This window comes from Thermobifida sp. (assembly GCF_017577275.1).
GTDB lineage: Bacteria > Actinomycetota > Actinomycetes > Streptosporangiales > Streptosporangiaceae > Thermobifida > Thermobifida fusca.
On record NZ_PITY01000022.1, the window covers coordinates 66,503 to 89,368 of the forward strand.

Below are 22,866 nucleotides of genomic sequence, written 5' to 3' on the forward strand. Positions count from 1 at the left end.
CCTATCCTTTCACCATGTCGACGAAGAGCCGGTGGACACGCGTGTCACCGGTGAGTTCGGGGTGGAACGAGGTCGCCAGCAGCCTCCCCTGCCGCACCGCGACGATCCTACCTGCCGTGTCTCCTCGGGAAATGCGTCCGAGGACTTGGACGCCCGGGCCGGTGGATTCGACCCACGGTGCGCGGATGAAGACCGCCTCCACCGGGCCGCCGTCCACTCCGGTCATCTCCACGGTTCCTTCGAAAGAGGCGACCTGGCGGCCAAAGGCGTTGCGGCGCACCGTCATGTCGATGCCGCCGATGGTCTGCTGGCCGGGGGCTCCGTCGGCGAGACGGTCCGCCAGCATGATCATGCCTGCGCAGGTGCCGTAAGCGGGCAGTCCTGCGGCGATGCGCTCACGCAGCGGGGTGAGCAGGCCGAAGACGGCGGCTAGCCGTCCCATGGTGGTGGACTCCCCGCCGGGGAGGATCAGCCCGTCGATTGAGTCGAGTTCGTCGGGGCGGCGGATGCGGCGTGCCCGGGCACCTGCCTGTTCCAGGGCGTGGATGTGTTCGCGGACATCGCCCTGGAGTGCAAGCACTCCGATCGTGGGTGGAACGGACGACAAGGGGCGACCTCGCTGACTGCTGATGTGCTCGGCCCGTCGGGGTCTGCTCCGTGCTGCGGGCCGTGCGCCGAGATCTTGTCTCGTACTTCCAGGGTAGGTGGTGTGACGGTGCGCGGGGGACTGCGCAAGCGTCCTCGGCTGCGGGTCGTGCCTGCGGGCTGCGGCGCGGCCCTGTTCAGGGCGCCGTGCCCGGCCCGGCACTGTTCCCGGGTGCGGTGGTCAAGAGCAGTTCAGCGAAGGGGTGGTGGGAGCGTGTCGAGGAGCGGGGCAGGGACGTGGGATGTGCCGGGGCGTCGATGCTCTCGGTGCCACACCGTCCGTCCTCCTCACGGATCCGTCCGCCAGCGGCGGTCGAGTTCGGGGCAGGGGCGGTCCGCCGGTGCTCCGCGCGCTCGGCCTGCCCGAGGAGACCCCGTCCGCGGGCACAGAGCGGCGGTGCTCCCCTGCTGAGTCTGGGGCGCAGCGGCTGGCCGGTCGCGGGGTGGCCCACCTGGGGGTGCGCCTCGCCGTTGGCCGCGGGGCTCGTGCTGCGGAAGGGTCGTGCCGGGCGGGCGCCCGCCGACCACCGTGGGCGCCCGCGTGCGGCTACGAAAGACTACCAGCCGCGGCCCGCGTAGCGCTGGGAAGCGTCCAGTTCGTCGAGGTTGATCCCGACCATGGCTTCCCCGAGGCCGCGGGAGACCCGAGCGATGGTGTGCGGGTCGTCGTAGGCGGTGGTGGCTTCCACGATGGCCTTGGCTCGCTTGGCCGGGTCCCCGGACTTGAAGATGCCCGAGCCGACGAAGACGCTCTCCGCGCCGAGCTGGCGCATGAGGGCGGCGTCTGCGGGGGTGGCGACGCCTCCGGCGGAGAACAGGGGCACGGGCAGCTTGCCTTCCCGGGCGACCTCCCGGACGAGTTCGTAGGGGGCCCGCAGTTCCTTGGCGGCAGCGAAGAGCTCGGCGTCGTCCAGTTGGGTGAGCCGCCGGATCTCGGAGGTGATCTGCCGCATGTGGCGGACGGCTTCGACCACGTTGCCGGTACCGGCCTCTCCCTTGGAGCGGATCAGGGCCGCGCCTTCGGCGATGCGGCGCAGGGCCTCACCCAGGTTGGTGGCACCGCATACGAACGGCACGGTGAAGTCCCACTTGTTGATGTGGTTGGTCTCATCAGCGGGGGTGAGGACCTCGGACTCGTCGATGAAGTCCACTTCCAGGGCCTGGAGGACTTGGGCTTCGACGAAGTGGCCGATGCGGACCTTCGCCATGACCGGGATGGACACGGCGTTGATGATGCCCTCGATCATCTCCGGGTCGGACATGCGGGCCACACCGCCGTCCTTGCGGATGTCGGCGGGGACACGCTCCAGCGCCATGACGGCGACTGCGCCGGCGTCTTCAGCGATCTTGGCCTGCTCCGGCGTGACCACATCCATGATCACACCGCCCTTGAGCTGTTCGGCCATGCCGCGTTTGACGCGGACGGTACCGACCGTGCTTTCGGTTGTGTTCTCGGCGGTGTTGGTCACGGCTGTGGACTCCAGGTTCTCGATGGACACGACTTCACGCTTGAATGCGAAGTGGATCTTATTGGGTGGGGTGTGCGATGTTGACGGCGCCCTCCCGCACACGCCCCATCTATGGTAGATCCGGTTTTGTCCGCTTTTACGGACATTGCGGAGTCTGCGGGTGCGGGTTTGCGCCATTGTGGCGACCGTCGATCACAACGCCGAATCCCCGCCAGTCATTCCCCGGAGGCAGTGGAGTCTGGCCAGCGCTGGTCGAGCGGTTCGGGGGGCTCGTCGTCCATTTCGAAGTAGGTGGGCAAGCGCGCATGTCCGGCCAAGTGGAGGGCGCCGACCAGCCGCGAGGAGCGGGCGGTGTGGATAGCGGTGACCGTGTCGTTGTAGAAACGGCGCGCGATGTGCACGTGCCGGGCGGCCGCGTACGTCTCGGCGAGCAGGTCGCCGTGGTCGGGGACCGCGTCACACTCGGCGAGAACCGCGCGCAGTACCCGGGACAGGTTGCTTTCCGCGACCTCGCGCTCGGCACGGTCCTCAGCCCGGCGCGCTCGAGCCGCGGCGTCGGAGAGGAGGACGCTGGCCGCCGGCCCCAGCACACCGGAAGCGGCCAGCTCCCCCACCACTGCACCGCGGCGCGCCAAGGCGGCGTCGAGCGCGGCCTGGGCGGTCTCCAGCCGACTGTGCAAACGGTCCAAGCGGCTCGCCCGCCACGACAGGTAGAAGGACACGGACAGCAGCACCAGCAGGGTGCACACAGCGATGAGGACTTCGGTCACCGCTCCGTCCTCGCCCCGACAAGCCCTCCGACTCCGGCAGGCACCACGGCCTCGTAGACGCGTACCACGTCGGCGGCGACCGCAGGCCAGTCGTAGGCGCGGACCGCCCGCCGGGCCGCGCGGGACAGTTCCGCCCGGCGTCCCGGATCGTCCAGCAGCTTCTCGGCTTGCTGCGCGAGAGCGTGCGCATCCCCGACCGGGAAGAGCGTCCCGGCAGTACCGTCGCGCAGCACCTGCCGGAACGCAGGGATATCGCTGGCCAGTACGGTCGCGCCCGCGGCCATGGCTTCGGTCAGGATGATCCCGAAGCTCTCCCCGCCCAGGTTGGGGGCGCAGAAGAGGTCGACCGAATGGTAGAGGCGGACCTTGTCGGCGTCGCTGACCCGACCCAGGATTGTCACGCGGTCGCGGAGGTCGGCGTCGATCCGGGCGCGCACCTGAGCGGCGTCCCCGGGGCCGGCGATGAGCAGGCGCAGGCCGGGGCGGCGGCGCCCCAGTTCGTTGAAGGCGTCGACCAGCACCCCCAGGCCTTTGCGCGGTTCGTCCATGCGGCCCAGGAAACCGAGCGCGCCGCCCGGTCCCGGCCAGCCGGGCAGCGGGTCGGCGTGGGCGTAGCGCCGCACCCATACCCCGTTGGGGATGAGCACGGCGTCCCCGCCGAGGTGTTCGACCATGGTCTTGCGTGCGGCTTCGGAGACGGCGATGCTGCCGTTGACTTTCTCCAGCGCGGTCTGCAGCATGCCGGCGGAGGCGGCCATCGCCCGGGAGCGCGGATTGCAGGTGTGGAAGGTCGCCACGATCGGACCGTCCGCCACCCAGCAGGCCAGCAGGGACAGGCTGGGCGCGGCGGGTTCGTGCACGTGCAGGACGTCGAAGCCGCCGTCGCGGATCCACCGGCGTACCCGGTTGGCGGCCCGCAGCCCGAAGGCGAGACGGGCCACCGAGCCGTTGTAGGGCACCGGCACGGCGCGCCCCGCGGGCACGATGTGCCCGGGGAGGTCGGTCGCAGAGTCGCAGGGGGTCAGGACAGACACCTCGTGGCCGAGTTCCATGAGCGCCTCGGCGAGGTCGCTGACGTGCTGTTGGACCCCTCCGGGAACATCCCAGGTGTAAGGGCAGACCAGGCCGACCCTCATCGGCCCACCTCCCCGCGTGGGCGAGCGAGGTCGGCGGTGAAGACAGGCTGCATCATGTGCCAGTCCTCGGGGTGTGCGGCGATCTCCTGTTCGAAGACATAGGCCAGCTCCTGGGTCATCGCGCGGATACGGGTGGTGCGGTCCCCGGCGGAGGGCGGTCGGATCTCCTCGTGTACCCGGATTCCCCAATGCGGGCCGTCGAACCATAGCGAAACCGGCAGCAGCGCCGCCCCGGTGGCCAGGGCGAGGGCGGCGGGCCCGGCGGGCATCCGGGCAGGCTCCCCGAAAAAGTCCACGTCGATACCTTGCCCAGTGAGGTCGCGATCGGCGAGCAGACACACCAGTCCGCCCGCGCGAAGCCGCCGTGCCAGGGTGCCGACCGTGGTGCCCCCGCCCCGGGTCAACGGCAGGACCTCCATGCCCAGGCGTTCCCGGACCGCAGTGAAACGCTGGAACAGGCTTTCGGGACGCAGCCGTTCCGCAACCGTGGTCAGCGGGATGCCGCGCAGGGTGATCCACGCGCCCGCCTGGTCCCAGTTGCCCATGTGCGGAAGAGCGGCGACGACGCCACGGCCCGCACGGAGGTGCGCTTCGAGAATGTCCACGCCGGTGGAGCGGGTGCGGGCCACCAGTTCACGACGGTCCATGGCAGGCAGCCGGAACAGCTCGTACCAGTAGCGGAAGTAGGAGCGCATACTGGCCCGGGAGAGGGCACGCAGTTCCGCCTGGGTGGCGTCAGGGCCGACGAGGCGGCGCAGGTTCGCTTCCAGTTGGTCGACCCCGCCGAGGCGGTGCCGCCACGCATAGTCCGCGATCGTGGTGAACGCCCACCGCCCGGTCTGTTCCGGCAGATGCTTCACGAGCGTCCAGCCCAGCGTGTAGGCCGCGGTGACTGCCCGGTCCGGAACCCTGGCACGCATGGTCACGAGGTTTCTGTCTCGGCTTTGTCGAGGATCTGCTCGTCCGGCTCGGTAAGGCGGATCCGGGTCTCCACCAAGCGTTGCACGATGGTGATGGCGCTGAGGAAAGCGAGCAGCCACAGCCCGGTAGCCAGCGCGTAAGGGACGCCGAGCCCGTGCAGTCCGGTGGCGACCAGGATGATGATGAGGCGTTCGGTGCGTTCCGCGATGCCCACATCGCAGTTGGCCCCCAGGCCTTCAGCGCGCGCTTTGATGTAGGACACGCCGAAGCCGCTGATCATGCAGAACAGGGCGAGCCAGGCGAGGACCTCGTCGCGTCCGCCGCCGATGAGCCACACCAGCAGTCCCGCGAAAATGGCGGCATCGGAGAGCCGGTCCAGTGTGGAGTCGAGGAACGCTCCCCAGGCACTGGTCTCTCCGGAGGCGCGGGCGACCGCGCCGTCAAGCATGTCGAAGAGCGCGAAGAACGCGACGACGAGGGTGCCGATGTACAGCTCGCCCAGAGGATAGAACACCAGCGAGCTGATGACGACGCCGCCGGTTCCCACGAGGGTGACCGTATTCGGGGTGACGCCGATACGAACGAGGCCGCGGCCGATGGGTGCGAGCAGTCGGGCGGTGGCGGGGCGCAGGATTCTCAGCATGGTCTCTTCATCGTCGTGGAATTCGGCTCCGGTCATCGGAACTGCATTACCTGAGCACGGGAACTCGCTTTCTGGGCGTCTTGCCCTGCGGGGCTTTCGGGAGTCGGCCGCGGTTGCGCGCGACCCAGCGGTAGAGTGCCGCAGCCGCATCGCGGAAGAGCGGGCGGCGCAGCAGTGAGCCGAGCGGCCACCAGTACACGTGCGGGCTGTTGAGGAGAAGGGCCGCGGCAGCGTCTGCCCCGCCCCAGACCCGGCGCCGGTCGGGGTGGAGGAGCAGCATCTCCGTCCGGGCGCGGGCGCGCAGCGGCTCATCGAGGTTGAGCTCCTGCCAGGCTGCGCTTTGGATTCCGCTGCCACGGATGATGCGGCGTTCCACGACCCGCACCCAGGAGACGCAGAAACCGCACGCTCCGTCGTAGACGAATACCGGGGCGGTCATGATTTCGGCCAGTGGGCGACGAGCTGTTCGCGGGTCTGGCCGAGGAGTTGGGGGAGCACCTTGGTCTGCCCCACGATCGGCATGAAATTGGTGTCGCCTCCCCACCGGGGGACGACGTGCTGGTGCAGGTGGGCGGCGATTCCTGCGCCCGCGGCTTCGCCGAGGTTCATGCCGACGTTGAAGCCTTGGGCTCCGTAGGCGGAGCGCAGCGCGGTGATGCCGGCCTGGGTGAGGGCAGCGATCTCCGCGGTCTCGTCCTCGTTGAGCTCGGTGTAGTCGGCGACATGCCGGTACGGGCAGACCATGAGATGCCCGCTGTTGTACGGGTAGAGGTTGAGCAGCGCGAAAGCGGTCTTGCCCCGGGCGAGCACGAGTCCTTCCGGATCCGAGAGCTGCGGGGCACGGCAGAACGGGCAGCCGTCGTCCGGTCCGCTCCCGTGGGGTTTGTTCTCTCCTTTGATGTAGGCCATGCGATGCGGGGTCCACAACCGTTGGAGGCCGTCGGGACCGCGCACCTGCCGGCCCTCGCCGTCATCCCGGGTTTCCCGCTGCATACTCACCGACCCGCCTTTCTCGTCCTTGCAACGCAAGCATAGAACCGGGCTGCCGCAGAAGTGGTCGGGGCGGCCCGGTTCGTTTCAGGTCGGAGGTTAGGCGATCCCGCCGTCTTCGGCGTAGCGGCTGTGCAGTTTGACCGGGGAGGGGGTGCTCTTCTGCTTCTGCTGCCGGCGCCGGGCGGCCAGCAGGTTCAGGACTTCCACGAAGACCGAGAAGCCCATGGCGGCGTAGATGAAGCCCTTCTCGATGTGGAAGTGGAAGCCTTCAGCGACCAGGCTCATACCGATGAGCAGCAGGAACGCCAGAGCAAGCATTTTGACGGTGGGATGCTTGTTGACGAACTCCGCCAGCGGGTTGGCGAGGAAGAGCATGACGACGACTGCGACGATGACGGCGGCCACCATCACCCAGATTCCCCACCCGGCGGGGTTGATCATGCCCACCGCGGTGATGACGGAGTCGAGTGAGAAGACGATGTCGAGGACGACGATCTGCGCGACGACCGCGCCGAACACGGCCGCGCCCTTCTTCACGGGCTTGTGTCCGGAATCCCCTTCCAGGCTTTCGTGGATCTCGTAGGTGCCCTTGCCGAGCAGGAAGAACCCTCCGGCGATGAGGATGAGCGACTGGCCGGAGAACTCCAGGGAGCCGATCGAGAAGAGCGGAGTGGTGAGCTGGACGATCCAACTGATGGAGGCCAGCAGCATGAGCCGGGTGATCAGGGCAAGGGCGATACCCGTCTTCCGGGCCCGGCCTCGCTGGTGTTCGGGGAGCTTGTTCGACAGGATCGAGATGAACACCAGGTTGTCGATCCCGAGTACAACCTCCAGCAGCGTCAGCGTCAAAAATCCGACAATGAGATCAGCGCTCATGGATTCGCTACGGCTCCGAGGCTAGGGCGGTTACGGGGCGGTCGGAAACGGAAGGACTCTAGGGAAGCCGGAATAAGCTTCGCATAAATCTATCGCTGTTTCGTTATCCGGCTCCGAGCAGGACACGGAGCTGGCGAGGGGCCGGAGCGCCGTGCGCGAGCACAGCGTCGTGCCGGTCGCGCCGCCTCTCGTGCGGACGGTCCGCGGCCAGCTCGCGAACGATGTCGCTGAGCTCCCGGTAGCCGACGTACGGGGCGGTGAGGCGGGTGCTGGTGAGCTGGGCGCACCGCCACGTGCGAGCCGCTTCTCCCTCCTCGTAGTGGCCGCGCTGCGTGAGCAAAGCCATAGCGGCGGGCTCGTCGAGATCCCCGGTGTGGAACCGGACGTCCACGATCGCGTTGAGGATGGTGCGTAGCCGCACAGTCAACTGGGCGAGGCGTGCCGCTTGGTCGGTCTCTCCCCCGTCGCCGTGCCATCCCGCGCAGGCGAGCTGTTCGGTGATGTATCCGGCCCATCCTTCGATGAACGGACTGCTGCGCAGTACGGAACGCACCCGGGTGGGGCCCTGGTAGCGGGCCGCGTGCGCGGCCTGCACTCCGCGTCCGGGGACAGCTTCGTAGGCCATCAGGATGCGCAGCGCGTCCCGGTGGTGGGCAAGGCGCCCCCACGGTCCGTCTGCAGCAGGCGGGGCCACCGCGATTCGGCCGGCTCCGTCCAGGGGTCGCGCAGCTGGTCCCCGCGGGTCCGGTGCGGTGAGGCGCACCTCGCTGGCGGGGACGGTGACGAGGTCGAGCTCTGCGGTGCGCGCCACGAGGTGGTCGAGCGCCTGCGCGCACAGGGAGCGGACCTCGTCGGGCGGGCACGCGGACTCGGCGGCGAGCTGGTCGAGGACCTCGCGGACCTGGCCTATGCGGCGCGGCTGCCCGGTGTAGGCGGCGGCGACTTCGGCGAGCTCCTCTTCGGTAGCGATCAGGTCGCTTTCAGCGCGGGTGAGCAGGGTGTGCGGGTCCAGCTCGGAGTCGAGCGTGTACCACAGTTGCGCGGCGTAGGCGGGCTCACCCAACCGGGGGTCGGCGGCGGCGTCCTCCACGCGGGACTCCAGCCAGGCCGCGTAGTCGAGGAACGCCTGGTGCGCGTCGGCGCGGTGGCCAGAGAGTTCTGCGCGGCCATCGGGGACTGCGGCGAGCAGCAGTTCGACGTCGCCCTCCAGCATCGCGGCGGCCCTGCGGGCCCGGCGGCTCGCAGCGGTGACGTGGGGGCGGGGCATGCCGGGGCCGTCATCCAAGAGGAGGCGCGCCTGGTGGAGCGCATCCGGCAGGGCCGCACAGTAGGCGGTCAGCGCAGCGAGACGCTCTTCGGCGCGGAGCGGGCCGTGGTGCAGGATCGCGGTGAGGGCCTTGTCCGGGAGGGTGTGCAGCGGATCCCAGGTGTGCGGGCGCAGTTCCGTAGTCCGCCACAGGTCAGCGCTGAGGTGGGTGCGCAGCATCTCCAGGTCGACCCGGTCCGCGACGGGCAGCAGCGTGTCGTCGATGTCGTCGAGCGCACGCAGCCCGTCAGCGAGGACTTCGGCGTGCTGCTCCCACGCTTCAGGCGACTGGTCCGCCAACTGTCCGGCGTAGCGGACGTCCCCGTGCTGCAGCCCCCATTCGGGACGGTCGGCGCACAGTTGGTCCAGGATCCGCTCGACGGTCGCGCGGAACCGGTCGGTCATAGCGTTGACCCCGGGATCGGGGTGCGAGGATTCGGCTGGCGAAGACATCCCTTCCATACTGCCAACACCGGGCCCCTAGTGCCGCGGTTGCCGCCCGTCTGCTTCCGGCGCTGCCGTCCCCGGCCGGGTGCAGCGGAGCGTGCGCCGCAAAGCAACGGGGCCAGAGGCGAATCCCTCTAGCCCCGCAGGCAGCGTGGTTCCGGGTCACACTTGGCGGCGTTCCCGGATCACGGTGAGGATCTCCTCGATCGCCTTGTCGATCGGGACGCCGTTGTTCTGCGAACCGTCGCGGTAGCGGAAGGACACCGCGCCCTTGCTGACGTCGTTGTCGCCCGCCAGCAGCATGAAGGGGATTTTCTGCTTCTGGGCGTTGCGGATCTTCTTCTGCATGCGGTCGTCGCTGGCGTCCACTTCGACGCGCACCCCGTGCTCCCGCAGCCGACGCGCCACGTCCTCCAAGTAGGGCACGTGCTCGCTCGCGATTGGAATGCCCACGACCTGGACCGGGGCCAGCCAGGCGGGGAAGGCGCCCGCGTAGTGCTCCAGCAGCACCGCGAAGAAGCGTTCGATGGAACCGAACAGGGCGCGGTGGATCATCACCGGCCGCTGCCGGCTGCCGTCGGCAGCCTGGTATTCGAGCTCGAAGCGCTTGGGCTGCTGGAAGTCCACTTGGATGGTGGCCATCTGCCAGGTCCGGCCGATGGCGTCCTTGGCCTGCACCGAGATCTTCGGACCGTAGTAGGCCGCGCCGCCGGGGTCCATGACCAGTTCCAGGTTCTGCTTCTGCGCGGCCTGCCGCAGGATCTCGGTGGCTTCCTCCCACTCTTGCGGCTCTCCGATGAACTTCGGCGAGTCGTCGCGGGTGGACAGCTCGAGGTAGAAGTCGCTCAGGCCGTAGTCGCGCAGCAGGTCTAGCACGAAGGTGAGCAGCCGGTCCAGCTCGTCCGGCATCTGCTCCTTGGTGCAGTAGATGTGCGCGTCGTCCTGGGTGAACCCGCGTGCCCGGGTCAGCCCGTGCACCACGCCGGACTTCTCGTACCGGTAGACCGTGCCGAACTCGAACAGCCGCAGCGGAAGCTCCCGGTAGGAACGGCCCCGTGACCGGTAGATCAGGTTGTGCATGGGGCAGTTCATGGCCTTGAGGTAGTAGTCGGCCCCCTCGAACTGGATGGGCGGGAACATGGCGTCCGCGTAGTTCGGCAGGTGCCCGGACGTCTCAAACAGCCCGGCCTTGGAGATGTGCGGCGTGTTGACGAACTGGTAGCCGGCCTCTTCGTGGCGGCGGCGCGAGTACTCCTCCATCACCTTGCGGACCACGCCGCCCTTGGGGTGGAACACGGCCAGGCCGGAGCCGAGCTCGTCGGGGAAGGAGAACAGGTCGAGTTCCACGCCGAGCTTGCGGTGGTCGCGCTTGGCGGCCTCCTCCAGCATGGTGAGGTAGGACTTGAGCGCGTCCTTCGTCTCCCAGGCGGTGCCGTAGATCCGCTGGAGCTGAGGGTTCTTCTCGCTGCCGCGCCAGTAGGCGGCGGCGGTGCGCATCAGCTTGAACGCGGGGATGGCCCGAGTGTCGGGCAGGTGCGGACCGCGGCACAGGTCCTTCCAGCACACCTCGCCGGTGCGGGGGTGCAGGTTGTCGTAGATGGTGAGCTGCCCCGCACCAACTTCGACACCGGCTCCTTCGGCGGCCTCGGCCGCGCCGCCCTTGAGCTCGATGAGCTCCAGCTTGTACGGCTCGTCAGCGAGTTCTGCTCGAGCGTCCTCGTCGGTGACGGCACGCCGGGAGAAGCGCTGGCCCTGCTTGATGATCTCCTGCATCCGCTTTTCGATGCGTTTGAGATCGTCCGGAGTGAACGGCTCAGCGACGTCGAAGTCGTAGTAGAAGCCGTTCTCGATCGGCGGGCCGATACCCAGCTTGGCTTCGGGGAACAGTTCTTGGACGGCTTGGGCGAGCACGTGGGCGCACGAGTGGCGCAGGATCGCGCGTCCCTCTTCAGAGTCGATGCGGATTTCCTCCACCACATCGCCGTCGGCGAGCTCGTGGGTGAGGTCTCGCGGCTCCCCGTTGACCAGCGCGGCGATCACGGTTCGCCCGTCCGCTTCTAGCGCCTGTCCCGCCGTAGTGCCTGCCGCCACCACACGCTCGGTTCCGGCGAGGGTGATACGCAGTTCAGGCACGGCGGACACGATGTCTCCTTGAAAGGTTCTCGTCGAAAACGGTTGTCGGCACAGTCGCCCGGGTGCAACGGGCCCGGGGACGGGGTTGTTCCGTCATTCCGATGCTAGCGGCCCCCGCTACCGGTGCGGCACTGTCGCATCCCGGTGTTCCGTTCTGCGGGCTTCCCGGCCCGGCGGGGGAGACAGGGACGCCTACCGTCGGTGATCTTCGTCGCTTAGCGGGCAGTGCCTCGACTGGCGGTGTGTTTCCCCGTAGACTCGCCGCCGCGGAAGTCGAGGCGCGCCCCCGTTCGAGCGCTCCCCCTTCCCGCGATTCCCGCCACGCTCTGCCCACGGTGGTCGCCGTACGGTTGGGGCGGCTCGGGAGCTGTTCTCTCTTCTTTCTCGTGATCTCCGGTGTGTGACGGCACCCAGTCTCACTGCTGCCTGGTGGGCGCCCTTCGGAATCGCTCAGGCCCGTACGGTGCGCTTGGGAGCCGCGTCTCGAGGAGACGTGGGGTTCCTCCCGGGATATCGGACTCGGCTGGCCGCAGCGGCGTTGGGCGTTGCGGACAGGAGTCGGCGCCCTCGGTTACGGCGGGGATGCCGTGCACATGGCCTCTCCCGCGCACCGGAGTACCGGCTTGTCCGGCGTGTGTGTTTTTTCTGACCGTTACCCCTGGGGGAGAGTTATGGTGGAGACCATGTCCGCGCACCCAGCGACCGGCTCGGACGGCGCTCCTTCCGCGGTTCCGGCACCCCGGAGCCGCAGCAGAGTTCGCCGCTGGCGGCGGGTCCGTGTCCACGCACGCCTGTGGCGTAGGCGCATGCGCTCTCATCCCGCGCTCCACTTGGCCTGGCGGGTCACGGTCGGCCTCGTCGGCTCAGTGGTCCTCTTAGGAGGCGTCGTGATGTGCGTCACTCCCGGGCCGGGGATCGGTGGGGTGATCGTAGGCCTGGCCATTCTCGCCACAGAGTTCTCGTGGGCGCGCCGTCTGCTGTGGCGGGCCCGCGACTACGCCTCCCAGGCGCGTTCCCGGGCTGCCGAGAAACTCCGGGAGCGCCGAGCACGTACTTCCCGCTAGCTCTGCGGGAGCGCAGCGGAGTGTGGCTGCCCCCTCTAGACATGACAAAGCCCCAGGTGATCTACTGGTTAGACCAGTGAGTAACCTGGAGCTTGTGGGCGATACTGGACTCGAACCAGTGACCTCGTCGGTGTGAACGACGCGCTCTAACCATCTGAGCTAATCGCCCATGGCTGCGTCCTGTTCTCTCCCCGGGGGAGCCGGACAAGGAAAACTCTAGCGCATCTTTGGGAGTGGATGATCCACTCTGGTGCGCACCCCTCAACCGTGGACGTGATAGGTATCACATTGAGCTCACGTAAGGGAAGGTCAGCACGGACACAATGTGAAAATGTGAAAATTCCTCATCTCTGTCGGCGTTGTGGGACATACCCCGATCTGAGGACGCCACACACCGCCCTTAGGGTGATGCGGCCCACAAGTCCACCGGAAATTCTTTCTTTCCCCAGTTCATTAGAAGGTTGGCGAAGAGTGTGGGAAGTCCGGCGTGACGCCGCTTCACCTCGACCGAAAAGTTCCCCGGTAACGCGTCACTGATCGTCCGGACCGTCGGAACGGACGAGATGGCAGGTCCCGATGCGCGGGGAAACCCCAGCCATCTGAGTCATCCGAACACTGTTGACCGGACGAGAGAAGGTTTGGCTTATGAGCAGCAGCGGCACCTCTATCACCTGCGAAGTCGGTTTGCAGCTGATCGTTCCTGATCGTGCCCCCGTGCCCCTGGTGGCCCGTCTCGACTACTCCGTGGACGACCCTTACGCCATCCGGGCGGCCTTCCATGTGGGCGACGACGAACCCGTGGAGTGGATCTTCGCTCGTGAGCTGCTGACCGTGGGCATCATCCGCGAAACAGGCGAAGGCGACGTGCGCATCTGGCCCTCGCAGGACGGGAAGGAGCGCATGGTCAACATTGCCCTCTCCTCACCTTTCGGCCAGGCGCGGTTCCACGCGCAGGTGGCACCCCTCTCGGAGTTCCTGCACCGCACCTACGAGCTGGTTCCTGCCGGGCAGGAGAGCGACTACATCGACATCGACGCTGAAATCGCTGAGCACCTCAGCTAGACCCGCAGGTGGCGTGCCCCGGTCTGGGCGCCTCGACCCCTCGCGCGCCCAATGACCGGGGATATCCGAAAAGTTCCCGACAGGGGATTACCCCTGCCACCCACTCACTAAACCACACCGCCACTATGCGGTAGGGCACAGAGAGTACCGGGACTCCCGGATTCTCTGTGCCCGTTTCCTTCTCAGGGGTCGATCTCGGCTGCGCTCCGCTCCGCGAACACCTTCATGGCTTCCGCGGTCACCGGCCCCGGGGCCGCCGGGAGCACCCGGTCGTCGATCGCGCGGATCGGCTGCACGTCGCGCCCGGTGGAGGTCAGAAACGCCTCGCTGACCCGGGAGAGCGCCGCCATGGGGATGTCTTCTTCCGCACCGCCCACCCATTCGAGGACCAGTTCCCGGGTGATCCCCGCCAAGGGCCCCGCCGACAGCGGAGGAGTGACCAGCCGCCCGTCGAGGACGACGAAGATGTTGCTTCCCGTGCCTTCGCACAGGTTGCCCACAGTGTTGGCGAAGATCGCCTCCCCGGCCCCGCGCTGGCGCGCATAGGCGAGTGCGCGCACGTTCTCGGCATACGACGTCGTCTTCAGGCCGCTCAGCGCGCCGTTCTCGTTGCGAGTCCACGGCACGACCACCACGTCGGTCGTGGGTGCGGGCTGCGCGAACGGCCCCACCGCCACCATGGCGGTCAGTTCCCCTCCGGTCCGCTCCGAGCCCAGCGGTCCCAGTCCCGCCGTCACAGTGATGCGGACCCGTCCGGGATCGGTGTCCGGGTTGGCGGCCAAGGCCTGGTGCACCCCGTCGCGGAGGTGATCGAGGTCGAGTTCCCCCAGTCCCAGGCCGCGCGCGGACCGGGCGAGGCGCTGCAGGTGCCGGGTGAGCGCGAATGCTTGGCCGCCCACGGCCTTAACCGTCTCAAAGACCCCGTCGCCGACCGTGATGCCATGGTCGAGGGCTGGCAGCCGTGCTTCACGTGCGTCCACTACGCGGCCGGAGCCGTACCCGGCTCCGGAGATCCAGATTTTCATGCCCGTTCTCCCATCCCTCGTGTCTCATGGCTCGCTCGGCCCGGACCGCATCCCGCGCTCTCGTCAAGAGGCGTGACCGACTCCGGCCGACGTGGCCCGGGAGCGCGTGTACGGGAGTACCGTAGCGAGGCAATGCGGGTGTTTCGGCCCTCCTTTCCCCTTTTGGACCGTGCTGGTCGCAGGGAATCCCCAAACACATCACAAATGGCTATCATCTGGGCAACGCTCGTAAGACCATTGGCCGCTTGCAGCCAGTGACCGCCGGACTCCTCCGGCTGCGATCCGTTCCATTCCCACGACAACACAGATCAAGAGAGCCATGACCTCACGGAGCACCGCCTCTGGCGAACTGAGCTGGTTGCTCGACGACCTCCTCACCCGCGCGGAGGGCACGCACCACGCAATTGTGCTGTCCACCGACGGTCTGCTGATGGCCTCGTCGAGCCAACTCGACCGCGCTGACGCCGAGCAGCTAGCCGCCATCGCCTCTGGGTTGCACAGCCTGGCCGGAGGAGCGAGCCGCCGTTTCCACTCCGGGAACGTGCGGCAGAGCATCATCGAGATGGACAAGGCGTTCCTCTTCGTCGCCGCAGCAGGCGAGGGGGCGTGCATGGCTGTTCTCGCCGATGCTGAATGCGACGTCGGCATGGTCGCTTACGAAATGAACATGGTGATCCAGCGGGTCGGCCAGTACCTCTCCGCTCCGCCTCGACCGGACATCCCGCTGACGCCTGCACCAACCGAACGCTGAACCGCCCGTTCGGTCGGCGGCCTCCCGGCACCGGCCGAACGGCTACTCCCCGCTGATTTCCTCGGTTCGAGTTTGTAGGACCGCTGGAATCCGCTAAAGTTCTTAACGCAGCAAGAGACACCCTCTCAGGGAACCGTCTCTGCCGCGCGGACGTGGCTCAGTTGGTAGAGCATCACCTTGCCAAGGTGAGGGTCGCGGGTTCGAATCCCGTCGTCCGCTCGAAGCATCACATCACCTGTGGCGCTTTATGCACCACGCGGACGTGGCTCAGTTGGTAGAGCATCACCTTGCCAAGGTGAGGGTCGCGGGTTCGAATCCCGTCGTCCGCTCGCGGTAGAGATCGCATCCTGATCTCGGGCGATTAGCTCAGTGGGAGAGCGCTACCTTGACACGGTAGAGGTCACTGGTTCAATCCCAGTATCGCCCACCAGCACAGCTCAGAAAGCTCCCTTACTCTCCGCAAGGGAGCTTTTTTCGTGCCCGCCCTACTGGAGGCGCGGGGCCTGGACCGTAACGGCCCAGGCATGGACCGGCACACCGCGGCAGCACACCGGCCCCTCACCCGCTTGCGCCTCTCGCCCCCTTGCTCCCGAACTGCGCGTCTTGCACACCAGCGGCCCCTATGCAAACCTGCGGAACCGCGCCGGTGCGGGTGGGTGTCCGCGCCGCCGTCGAGCAAGGGAGCAGGCATGCACTATGTCTTCATGGGCGTCTCGGGGAGCGGCAAGACCACGGTGGCCCGAGGGGTCGCCCAGGAGTTGGGACTCCCGTTCGCCGACGCCGACGACTTCCATCCCGAAGCCAACATCGCCAAGATGGCGCGCGGCATTCCGCTGACCGACGAGGACCGGCTCCCCTGGCTCCAGGCGCTGGCAGCGTGGATCAGCGAACGGGAGCGGGAAGGGACTTCCTCGGTCGTGACGTGTTCGGCGCTCCGCCGCTCCTACCGGGACCTTCTGCGGCGCAGCGCTCCCGGCGTGTTCTTCCTCCACTTGCACGGCTCGGCTGAACTGATCGGGAAGCGGATCCGGGAGCGGCGTGGCCACTTCATGCCGCCCCAACTCCTGGACTCCCAGTTCGCCACATTGGAGCCGCTTGCCCCCGATGAGGCAGGTGCCGTCCTCGACGTGTCCGCTTCCCCTGAGGACCTCATCGCCGAAGCGGTGCGGATCGTCACCGGGCTCCGCAACGCCCAGGCGTAGCAGTCCAGGAGACGTTCAGACCGGCAGCCAGAGCAGTTCGACGTCGTCCCCGGCCCAGCGGGGCGGGACCACTGCCACAGCGTCAGCCGCAGCGGCACCGCGCAGCGATGCTGGCCGGTCGTGCCCTACCGGGCGGGCACGGTCCGCGAGGACCTCTACCGCGACCAGGCGCGTGTCGTGCTCATGGACGGTGACCTCGCCGTCGAGGCGGCACCGGGTGATCCGCCCCGGCGCTGTCTCCGCGCGGCCCGTCATGGCGCAAAGCAGGGGGAGCAGCAAGGTCAGGGAGGCGGCGAGGGCCGCCCCCGGATTGCCGGGCAGTCCCACCACCACCCGGCGCGAGTGACGTCCTCCAGCGAGCTGGGCGAGCAACTGCGGATGCCCGGGGCGGCAGTGCACGCCGTCCACGAGGACCTCGGCGCCCAGCTCCACGAGCGCGCCCCGCAAATAGTCCGCGGGCCCCACCGAGGAAGCGCCGCACACGACGAGGACCGACTCGTCTCCCTCCGCGGCCAACTGGGCCGTCAGCGCGTCGAGTCCGTCGGGGATGCGGTGGAGCGTGGTGAGCACACCTCCGCCCGCGGCCACGAGTCCGGGCAACATCGGTCCGATAGCGTCGCGCACCGCCCCAGGGCTGGGCACCCCCTCGTCTACGAGCTCGTCGCCGCTGACCACGGCACGCACGCGAGGCCGGTAGACAGGGAGCCGGTCGTGGGCCAGGCTCGCCGCCAAGCCGAGCACGGCAGGGGTGATGACGGTGCCAGCGGGAAGCACAACCGCCCCTTCGGGGGTTTCCTCACCGCGGCGCCGCACGTGGCGTCCAGGCGCGATATCGCCGGCGAGCACATCCGCGTTGCGCCGGGCGTGCTCGTAGGGAAGTACCGCGGTGGTTCCCTCCGGCACGCGGGCCCCGGTCGCGACCTCCACCGCCTGCCCGGGGGAGAGCACCAAGTCGTGCTCCTGGCCAGCCAGTACCCGGCCGTGCAGGGTCCACGGTCCAGGGCCGCAGACCGCGTAGCCGTCCATCGCGGCCGCGTCGTAGGGGGGAGCAGCGATCCGAGCCTGGAGTTCGTCCGCGAGTACTCCGCCCAACGCCTCCGTCAGCGTCTCCCAGCGGAGTTGGCCGGGACCGCAGCGCCGGCCCAGACGTCGAGCGGCTTCCCGGGCGTCTGGCCAGGGCAGGCCGGACCGCGGGGTCTTCCGGGCTGTCGGGAGGTCACCGTGACGTTGCACGTCTCCCTTATATCCCTTCCCCGCTGATGGCCGCTGGGTCCGGTAACCGAAGGGCCTGGCGGAGACATCCGAGACGTATTCGATTTGCTGTCCCGCGAGATTCCGCTACAGTTCTTAGTGCACGTGGATGTCAGGGCTGAGCAGAGGCCCGGCATCAAACGGCATGCGGACGTGGCTCAGTTGGTAGAGCATCACCTTGCCAAGGTGAGGGTCGCGGGTTCGAATCCCGTCGTCCGCTCGGATTTGACGGTGCGGGTTTCCCCACCGTCTTTTCATCCGGTGGAGTGGCCGAGAGGCGAGGCAGCGGCCTGCAAAGCCGTCCACACGGGTTCAAATCCCGTCTCCACCTCTGATTCCCGGGTACCGGGGCGATTAGCTCAGTGGAAGAGCGCTACCTTGACACGGTAGAGGTCACTGGTTCGATCCCAGTATCGCCCACCAGTGACTCTGGATGATCGGCCTGCCTTTGACGGAAAGCGGGCCGATTATGTTTTCCCGGCTTTCTCCTGGGTTGTCCGGGGCGACCAGCCCTTTTCCGGTTCTTCTGAGCACTCCCCGGCAACCCCGTCCGTCCTCCGGGCAGCCCTGGTCCCGGTCTCGGCAAGGGCCCCGGTTCCCACGCACACGGCTGCCCCGGTAGCTGGCCTCCTTTGACCGAAACCACACCCCTAAAAGTGATCTATTTCACTTCCCCTGCGAGGCGGGAGCGTTGTCCCTGGTCACGGCAGTGCCTGCTGCTGTGATCAACGCTCCTCGGGGGACGGCAGCGCTCTCCCAGCCCCGGTTTTCCGCGGACTGCACGGCAAGACGCGCGGGAAACCCGGACGACCGCGTGCGGTCCGACCATACTGGCCTGGGTAGAGGGGCAGACGCCCGCAGAACGACTGTTCGGGAGGTTCTTCATGGCTCGACCGCCGTCTCCGTACGACTTCCTGCCGCAGGTTCCCACCTTCACCGTCACCAGCAAGGACATCTCCGACGGCCAGCCTCTGCCTCAACCTCAGGTCAGCGGGGTGATGGGGGCCGGCGGCGAGGACGTCTCCCCCCACTTGGCGTGGAGCGGGTTCCCGGAGGGGACGCGGAGCTTCGCGGTAACGTGCTTCGACCCCGACGCGCCCACGGCCAGCGGATTCTGGCACTGGGCCGTATGCGACATCCCCGCCGGGGTCACCGAGCTTGCCGCCGGGGCGGGCGCTGAAGGCGGCAAGGGCCTGCCCCCGGGCGCGGTCATGCTCCGCAACGACGCCGGAACCAAGGGATACGTGGGCGCGGCCCCGCCCTCGGGGCACGGCCCCCACCGCTACTTCTTCGTCGTGCACGCCGTGGACGTAGAAAGCCTCGGTCTCGACGATTCCACCACTCCAGCGGTGCTCGGCTTCAACCTGTTCTTCCACACCTTGGCGCGAGGCATGATCGTGCCCACCTACGAGGTGCCCTAACCGGGAAGGGGCTCGGGCCGCTCCTCGGAGCGGCCCGCTTCCGATGTCCGGGAACGGATAGGGTCGAAGGGTCTGCCGTCCCCCAGCGAATCGTGGAGGAGACGCGGTGACCTCTCGCCCACTCCAGGACTCCCCCTCCCCCATCACCACGGTGGTCTTCGACTACGGCGAAGTCCTCTCGGTGCCGCCGCCTGAGTCCCGTTCCCGGTTGGTAGCGCTGAGCGGCGTGCCCGCCGAACAGTTCTGGGACGCCTACTGGCATGAGCGGCGCGCCTACGATGCCGGACTCGACTCTCGGGAGTACTGGGACCGGGTTGGCGCCCGGCTCAACATCTCGTGGGATCCCGCGGTCCGGCAGGAGCTGTGGGCCACCGACATGGGCGGCTGGCTGGTGCCCGAACCTGAGGCCGCTGCACTGGCCGCTCGGCTCACCGCCAGTCCGCTCCGGGTGGCGTTACTGTCCAACGCCCCGCACGACCTCGCCGCTCCGCTGCGTTTCTCCCCGCTGCTGTGCGGCTTTGACGCGCTGTTTTTCAGTTGTGAGATCGGATTATGCAAACCCGATTCCCGGGTGTATGAACATGTGCTGCGCGAGCTTGGCGCCGACCCGCACGAGACCCTCTTCATTGACGACCGGGAGGCGAATATCCGTGCCGCCGCGGCATTGGGGATCCGTGTGCACCACTACACCGGGGCTGCCGGGCTTACCGCACTCCTCCAGCAGCTCTCACTGGGGTGATCCCACCATTCATGGGCGCGCCTTCCCGCGTTATTTCTTCGGGTCTCCTCCCCTCCACGGTCCCTCCCTTCCCTGCGGCAACGCGGGTGTCGGCTGCTGTTCTCTGGGGCCATCCCGACGTATCGTGATGGAAACCCCGTCGGTCACGCGAAGGGGAAAAGGGGATGCAGGACGAAGACCGTGTTCCTCCCAAGCGGATGCGCGCCTCGGACGCCGACCGGGACGCCGTCGCGGAACGTCTCGCGATCGCGTTGACTGAGGGCCGTCTCGATCTGGACGAATACCACCACCGGCTCACCCGGGCGATGAACGCTGTCGTCATCGGGGACTTGCTGCCGCTCGTTGCGGACCTTCCGGAGCCGAAGCGCACCGAGGCGGTTCCCGCCCGGTCCCGGGAACGCATCCCCTCCTCGGCGTGGAAAGAGTGGATCGACGAGTGGCGGTGGTGGCTGGGCGGCGCGATCATCATGAGCAGTATCTGGGGGGTCACGAGTCTCCTTGCCGGCAGTCTGCTGCCGTTCTGGCCGCTGATTCCGCTCGGCATCTGGGCGGCTATCCTGCTTGCCGCGGCAATTTGGCCCCATAACGACGGATCCCGCCGCCGCTGACCACCGTCTGATGTAGGGGAGGCTCGGCTGCGCTTGGGGAGTCCGCCCCGCAGGACTCGGTCGTCGCGACCCCTGCTCGGGCGCCCAGGAGCCGCGCTTCGCAACTCCCCGGTTCTTTCCACAGAAATGAGGGCGGATATGGCTGGCGAACACCTTCCAGAAGAGCGGATCCGCGCATCGGATGCGGACCGGGACGCCACCGCGGAGCAACTGGCTCAGGCACTGGTGGAAGGCCGATTGGACCTGGCTGAATACGACAAGCGGCTCGCCGCTGCCATGAGCGCGACGACCCTGGGGGAGCTCGCCCCGTTGACCGCGGACCTTCCTCCCGCTCCCGGTTCTGCACGCGCCCCCGTCGACCTGGCTGCGGTGGGCCGCGCGCACGCCCCTGCCCGCAGGTGGCGCGACTTTCTCGAACCGTGGCGCGGGTTTGCCAGCCTCGCCGTCATCTTGGGCGGAATCTGGCTGGTGACCAGCATCATGGCCGGGGAACTGCTGTATTTCTGGCCAGGGTGGCCACTGGGGATCGTGTTCGTCATCACCGCGGCCAACGCCCTGAGCGGATCCGCACGATCGGATAAGGACACCCCTGGGGACCATTCCGGCCCGCACACAAAGGCCTGATTCTGCGCGCCGATCATCCGGTAGCGTGCAGCCACCGGACCGGGGCTCCTTCGCCCGCGTAGCGGAACGGTTCGAGCTCCTCGTCCCACGCACGGCCAAGGAGTTTGTCGATTTCCTCAGCGAGATCAAGTCCTTGGGCGGCGGCCCGCTCCATAGCGTCGCGCAGGCGCGCCTCTGACACCAGTACCTCACCGGAGGCACTGGTCACCGCGCTGAAGAAACCGAGCGTGGGCGTGTAGCTGTAACGCACCCCGTCACAGCCGGGAGTGGCATCTTCGGTGATCTCGTAGCGCAGCCGCTGCCAGCCGCGCAGCGCCGAGGCGATCGCTGCGGACAGCCCCGGTGCTCCCTGCCAGTTCAGTTCTGCTCGATACGTGTTGGGAGCCGCTGGCTGCGGTTCCCAATCCAGTTTCACGGGCACGCCGACTACACCCGCGACCGCCCACTCGACGTGGGGACACAGCGCCGCGGGCGCAGAGTGGACATATAGGACGCCACGTGCGGACACCGAACCTCCTGATACGGACGAGTGCGCTTCCCCGACGCCCTCGTACTTCCAGAGGAGATGTCCGTTTCTAGGTCCTCTCCTCTCTTCATTGTGTCCCATGCACCTCAGCAGCACCAGGTTGAGAAGACCAAAAATGCCAAAAGGTCCCCGTACCGCGGGCCTGATGGTTACCGTGTTACTCCAGGCGTAGCCGGGTGTGTGATTTTACTGGGGGTGCCCTTGAGTGGCCAGACCTATAAGGCCGCCTGTGTCAAGGAACTGGTCCGGCGTGCCGCAGACAACGACGAAGCTGCGTGGAACGCCCTCCTCGACCGGTACTCAGGATTGGTCTGGAAGATCACGCGTTCCTATCCTCTTCTCTTCCACGACGCGCAAGACATCACGCAAACCGTGCTGTGCAATCTGGCCGAGTACCTCACCCGGCTGCGCACACCAGAACGGATTGGGGCGTGGCTGGCGACGGTAACCCACAATGAATGCCGCCGCCACCTGCGCATTCACGGCAAAGTGCAGATTTTTCCCGCTGAAGATCTCGACAGTCCCGATCACCGGACACCCGAGTCGCTCAGCCTGGTGGCTGAGGACGTGGCCCGGGTGCGTTCCGCCCTGAACCAACTGGACTCCCCAGAACGCGAGGTGGCTCACGTGGACGTCTACCGTCCTGGCCTGCCCCCGACCGAGGCAGCCCGACTGGCAGGGGTGACCGTACCGGAGTTGCACCGGGCCCGACGCCGGGCGCGGCGCCGGCTGTTCCGGTTGCTCAGACAAGGAGAGGAGGACTGTTGACCGGCACTCCCGATGAGGAGCGGCCGCCCGACCATGTGCTTGCCGCGGCCCGGGCGGCCTACCGGTTGCGCCGTCCCGAAGCGCGCTTCACCACGTTAGTGGCGGACTCCGCAACAGACCCGGCACCGGGGTTGCGGTGCGTGCCGGAGTCCGGGCCGCGGCTCCTCACGTTCTCCGCTGAAGGGATCGAGCTGCACCTGCAGGTCACGGCGTACGGCGCGGTCTGTGACCTGGCAGGTCAATTCATCCCCGCCCTTTCCTTCGTCGTCGAGCTCCGGCACGCCGGGGAAGTCTCGTCCCACGCCACTGACCCGAGCGGCGCCTTCATCGTGCGTTCCCTTCCCCGCGGCCCCGTCAGCCTCGTTTATTCCCCCGCCGACTCTGCCGGGCCATACCTCATGACGCCGTGGACGATCCTGTAATCCACCAATTCCCCCACATCCCACAAATCACCCGCACCACCACACCAATCGCTAATCCTCCATT

24 protein-coding genes and 7 tRNA genes are annotated in these 22,866 nt (G+C 67.7%); 16 read left to right on the forward strand and 15 right to left on the reverse strand.

Features of this window, described 5'->3' with window-relative positions:
- Position 1: 1 nt before the first annotated feature.
- From pdxT to thrS, 11 genes are all read right to left on the reverse strand, one after another.
- Positions 2–607 (reverse strand): pyridoxal 5'-phosphate synthase glutaminase subunit PdxT, encoded by a 606-nt coding sequence (gene pdxT / locus CW348_RS10255; protein ID WP_011292520.1) that lies wholly within the window; start codon positions 605–607, stop codon positions 2–4.
- A gap of 595 nt (positions 608–1,202) precedes the next feature.
- Positions 1,203–2,114 carry a pyridoxal 5'-phosphate synthase lyase subunit PdxS gene (pdxS, locus tag CW348_RS10260; RefSeq protein ID WP_038043943.1) on the reverse strand — a complete coding sequence of 304 codons (912 nt, stop codon included), beginning with the start codon at positions 2,112–2,114 and terminating at the stop codon, positions 1,203–1,205.
- Between the two features lie 215 nt (positions 2,115–2,329).
- The gene (locus tag CW348_RS10265; RefSeq protein ID WP_011292523.1) at positions 2,330–2,884 is read right to left on the reverse strand and encodes a hypothetical protein; all 555 of its coding nucleotides are present in this window, start codon (positions 2,882–2,884) and stop codon (positions 2,330–2,332) included.
- A complete protein-coding gene (locus CW348_RS10270) occupies positions 2,881–4,020 on the reverse strand; it encodes a glycosyltransferase family 4 protein (protein WP_011292524.1) in 1,140 nt (379 codons plus the stop codon). Before CW348_RS10270 ends, CW348_RS10265 begins: the two co-directional genes overlap by 4 nt.
- Positions 4,017–4,940 (reverse strand): phosphatidylinositol mannoside acyltransferase, encoded by a 924-nt coding sequence (locus CW348_RS10275; protein ID WP_011292525.1) that lies wholly within the window; start codon positions 4,938–4,940, stop codon positions 4,017–4,019. The genes CW348_RS10270 and CW348_RS10275 overlap by 4 nt, the downstream gene beginning before the upstream one ends.
- Positions 4,941–4,942: 2 nt before the next feature.
- Positions 4,943–5,584 (reverse strand): phosphatidylinositol phosphate synthase, encoded by a 642-nt coding sequence (gene pgsA / locus CW348_RS10280; protein WP_038043947.1) that lies wholly within the window; start codon positions 5,582–5,584, stop codon positions 4,943–4,945.
- 46 nt (positions 5,585–5,630) lie between these two features.
- Positions 5,631–6,023, reverse strand: coding sequence for a thiol-disulfide oxidoreductase DCC family protein (locus tag CW348_RS10285; protein WP_016188970.1), 393 nt, complete (start codon positions 6,021–6,023; stop codon positions 5,631–5,633).
- Positions 6,020–6,577, reverse strand: coding sequence for an HIT domain-containing protein (locus CW348_RS10290; RefSeq protein WP_011292528.1), 558 nt, complete (start codon positions 6,575–6,577; stop codon positions 6,020–6,022). The genes CW348_RS10285 and CW348_RS10290 overlap by 4 nt, the downstream gene beginning before the upstream one ends.
- Before the next feature lie 96 nt (positions 6,578–6,673).
- A complete protein-coding gene (locus tag CW348_RS10295) occupies positions 6,674–7,453 on the reverse strand; it encodes a TerC family protein (RefSeq protein WP_011292529.1) in 780 nt (259 codons plus the stop codon).
- Between the two features lie 103 nt (positions 7,454–7,556).
- On the reverse strand, positions 7,557–9,221 hold the full coding sequence (locus tag CW348_RS10300; protein ID WP_011292530.1) for a DUF885 family protein: 1,665 nt from the start codon (positions 9,219–9,221) through the stop codon (positions 7,557–7,559).
- A 147-nt stretch (positions 9,222–9,368) separates the two neighbouring features.
- Positions 9,369–11,348, reverse strand: a complete 1,980-nt coding sequence (thrS, locus tag CW348_RS10305; RefSeq protein ID WP_104612756.1) for a threonine--tRNA ligase — start codon at positions 11,346–11,348, stop codon at positions 9,369–9,371.
- Between the two features lie 797 nt (positions 11,349–12,145).
- On the opposite strand from thrS, the gene CW348_RS10310 reads away from it, so the two are divergent.
- Complete coding sequence (locus CW348_RS10310; protein ID WP_038043938.1) at positions 12,146–12,403, forward strand: PGPGW domain-containing protein; 258 nt, start codon at positions 12,146–12,148, stop codon at positions 12,401–12,403.
- A 95-nt stretch (positions 12,404–12,498) separates the two neighbouring features.
- Here CW348_RS10310 and CW348_RS10315 read toward each other — a convergent pair.
- Positions 12,499–12,572, reverse strand: a tRNA-Val gene (locus CW348_RS10315).
- 476 nt (positions 12,573–13,048) lie between these two features.
- Here CW348_RS10315 and CW348_RS10320 point away from each other — a divergent pair.
- A complete protein-coding gene (locus tag CW348_RS10320; protein WP_011292534.1) occupies positions 13,049–13,465 on the forward strand; it encodes an SsgA family sporulation/cell division regulator in 417 nt (138 codons plus the stop codon).
- 182 nt (positions 13,466–13,647) lie between these two features.
- Here the strand turns inward: CW348_RS10320 and CW348_RS10325 are convergent, their stop codons facing one another.
- Positions 13,648–14,490 carry an aminotransferase class IV gene (locus CW348_RS10325; RefSeq protein WP_011292535.1) on the reverse strand — a complete coding sequence of 281 codons (843 nt, stop codon included), beginning with the start codon at positions 14,488–14,490 and terminating at the stop codon, positions 13,648–13,650.
- A gap of 319 nt (positions 14,491–14,809) precedes the next feature.
- Here CW348_RS10325 and CW348_RS10330 point away from each other — a divergent pair, with 319 nt between their 5' ends.
- The 5 genes from CW348_RS10330 (at position 14,810) to CW348_RS10350 (ending at position 16,443) form a co-directional block, all read left to right on the forward strand.
- Positions 14,810–15,241, forward strand: coding sequence for a roadblock/LC7 domain-containing protein (locus CW348_RS10330; RefSeq protein WP_011292536.1), 432 nt, complete (start codon positions 14,810–14,812; stop codon positions 15,239–15,241).
- A gap of 146 nt (positions 15,242–15,387) precedes the next feature.
- Positions 15,388–15,460: transfer RNA gene (locus CW348_RS10335), tRNA-Gly, on the forward strand.
- Between the two features lie 37 nt (positions 15,461–15,497).
- A tRNA-Gly gene (locus CW348_RS10340) sits at positions 15,498–15,570 on the forward strand.
- A 26-nt stretch (positions 15,571–15,596) separates the two neighbouring features.
- Positions 15,597–15,671 (forward strand) — tRNA-Val (locus CW348_RS10345).
- A 259-nt stretch (positions 15,672–15,930) separates the two neighbouring features.
- On the forward strand, positions 15,931–16,443 hold the full coding sequence (locus CW348_RS10350) for a gluconokinase (RefSeq protein WP_011292537.1): 513 nt from the start codon (positions 15,931–15,933) through the stop codon (positions 16,441–16,443).
- 15 nt (positions 16,444–16,458) lie between these two features.
- Here CW348_RS10350 and CW348_RS10355 read toward each other — a convergent pair whose 3' ends face one another.
- Entirely contained in the window at positions 16,459–17,676 is a 1,218-nt protein-coding gene (locus CW348_RS10355) for a molybdopterin molybdotransferase MoeA (RefSeq protein ID WP_011292538.1), read from the reverse strand.
- A gap of 165 nt (positions 17,677–17,841) precedes the next feature.
- Between CW348_RS10355 and CW348_RS10360 the strand changes: the two genes are divergently transcribed.
- From CW348_RS10360 to CW348_RS10390, 7 genes are all read left to right on the forward strand, one after another.
- Positions 17,842–17,914, forward strand: a tRNA-Gly gene (locus CW348_RS10360).
- Between the two features lie 40 nt (positions 17,915–17,954).
- A tRNA-Cys gene (locus CW348_RS10365) sits at positions 17,955–18,025 on the forward strand.
- A 17-nt stretch (positions 18,026–18,042) separates the two neighbouring features.
- Positions 18,043–18,117: transfer RNA gene (locus tag CW348_RS10370), tRNA-Val, on the forward strand.
- Positions 18,118–18,578: 461 nt separating this feature from the next.
- Complete coding sequence (locus tag CW348_RS10375) at positions 18,579–19,115, forward strand: YbhB/YbcL family Raf kinase inhibitor-like protein (protein WP_011292539.1); 537 nt, start codon at positions 18,579–18,581, stop codon at positions 19,113–19,115.
- A 106-nt stretch (positions 19,116–19,221) separates the two neighbouring features.
- The gene (locus CW348_RS10380; RefSeq protein ID WP_104612755.1) at positions 19,222–19,854 is read left to right on the forward strand and encodes an HAD family phosphatase; all 633 of its coding nucleotides are present in this window, start codon (positions 19,222–19,224) and stop codon (positions 19,852–19,854) included.
- Positions 19,855–20,018: 164 nt separating this feature from the next.
- A complete protein-coding gene (locus tag CW348_RS10385) occupies positions 20,019–20,462 on the forward strand; it encodes a DUF1707 domain-containing protein (RefSeq protein WP_011292541.1) in 444 nt (147 codons plus the stop codon).
- Between the two features lie 138 nt (positions 20,463–20,600).
- The gene (locus tag CW348_RS10390) at positions 20,601–21,086 is read left to right on the forward strand and encodes a DUF1707 domain-containing protein (RefSeq protein ID WP_011292542.1); all 486 of its coding nucleotides are present in this window, start codon (positions 20,601–20,603) and stop codon (positions 21,084–21,086) included.
- Between the two features lie 13 nt (positions 21,087–21,099).
- Here the strand turns inward: CW348_RS10390 and CW348_RS10395 are convergent, their stop codons facing one another.
- Positions 21,100–21,594 carry a DUF3145 domain-containing protein gene (locus CW348_RS10395; RefSeq protein WP_038043957.1) on the reverse strand — a complete coding sequence of 165 codons (495 nt, stop codon included), beginning with the start codon at positions 21,592–21,594 and terminating at the stop codon, positions 21,100–21,102.
- Between the two features lie 213 nt (positions 21,595–21,807).
- On the opposite strand from CW348_RS10395, the gene CW348_RS10400 reads away from it, so the two are divergent.
- Together CW348_RS10400 and CW348_RS10405 are read left to right on the forward strand one after the other, a co-directional pair.
- Positions 21,808–22,380, forward strand: coding sequence for an RNA polymerase sigma factor (locus CW348_RS10400; protein ID WP_016188977.1), 573 nt, complete (start codon positions 21,808–21,810; stop codon positions 22,378–22,380).
- Positions 22,377–22,802 carry a hypothetical protein gene (locus CW348_RS10405; RefSeq protein ID WP_011292545.1) on the forward strand — a complete coding sequence of 142 codons (426 nt, stop codon included), beginning with the start codon at positions 22,377–22,379 and terminating at the stop codon, positions 22,800–22,802. The genes CW348_RS10400 and CW348_RS10405 overlap by 4 nt, the downstream gene beginning before the upstream one ends.
- Positions 22,803–22,866: the final 64 nt, after the last annotated feature.

What these genes read in the sequence shown, in the direction of transcription:
- CW348_RS10270 (WP_011292524.1), bottom strand. Translation starts at nt 4,020, where the DNA reads ATGAGGGTCGGCCTGGTCTGCCCTTACACCTGGGATGTTCCCGGAGGG.
- CW348_RS10275 (WP_011292525.1), bottom strand. Translation starts at nt 4,940, where the DNA reads ATGCGTGCCAGGGTTCCGGACCGGGCAGTCACCGCGGCCTACACGCTG.
- pgsA (WP_038043947.1), bottom strand. Translation starts at nt 5,584, where the DNA reads ATGCTGAGAATCCTGCGCCCCGCCACCGCCCGACTGCTCGCACCCATC.
- CW348_RS10285 (WP_016188970.1), bottom strand. Translation starts at nt 6,023, where the DNA reads ATGACCGCCCCGGTATTCGTCTACGACGGAGCGTGCGGTTTCTGCGTC.
- CW348_RS10290 (WP_011292528.1), bottom strand. Translation starts at nt 6,577, where the DNA reads ATGCAGCGGGAAACCCGGGATGACGGCGAGGGCCGGCAGGTGCGCGGT.
- CW348_RS10295 (WP_011292529.1), bottom strand. Translation starts at nt 7,453, where the DNA reads ATGAGCGCTGATCTCATTGTCGGATTTTTGACGCTGACGCTGCTGGAG.
- CW348_RS10300 (WP_011292530.1), bottom strand. Translation starts at nt 9,221, where the DNA reads ATGGAAGGGATGTCTTCGCCAGCCGAATCCTCGCACCCCGATCCCGGG.
- CW348_RS10310 (WP_038043938.1), top strand. Translation starts at nt 12,146, where the DNA reads ATGCGCTCTCATCCCGCGCTCCACTTGGCCTGGCGGGTCACGGTCGGC.
- CW348_RS10320 (WP_011292534.1), top strand. Translation starts at nt 13,049, where the DNA reads ATGAGCAGCAGCGGCACCTCTATCACCTGCGAAGTCGGTTTGCAGCTG.
- CW348_RS10325 (WP_011292535.1), bottom strand. Translation starts at nt 14,490, where the DNA reads ATGAAAATCTGGATCTCCGGAGCCGGGTACGGCTCCGGCCGCGTAGTG.
- CW348_RS10330 (WP_011292536.1), top strand. Translation starts at nt 14,810, where the DNA reads ATGACCTCACGGAGCACCGCCTCTGGCGAACTGAGCTGGTTGCTCGAC.
- CW348_RS10350 (WP_011292537.1), top strand. Translation starts at nt 15,931, where the DNA reads ATGCACTATGTCTTCATGGGCGTCTCGGGGAGCGGCAAGACCACGGTG.
- CW348_RS10375 (WP_011292539.1), top strand. Translation starts at nt 18,579, where the DNA reads ATGGCTCGACCGCCGTCTCCGTACGACTTCCTGCCGCAGGTTCCCACC.
- CW348_RS10385 (WP_011292541.1), top strand. Translation starts at nt 20,019, where the DNA reads ATGCAGGACGAAGACCGTGTTCCTCCCAAGCGGATGCGCGCCTCGGAC.
- CW348_RS10390 (WP_011292542.1), top strand. Translation starts at nt 20,601, where the DNA reads ATGGCTGGCGAACACCTTCCAGAAGAGCGGATCCGCGCATCGGATGCG.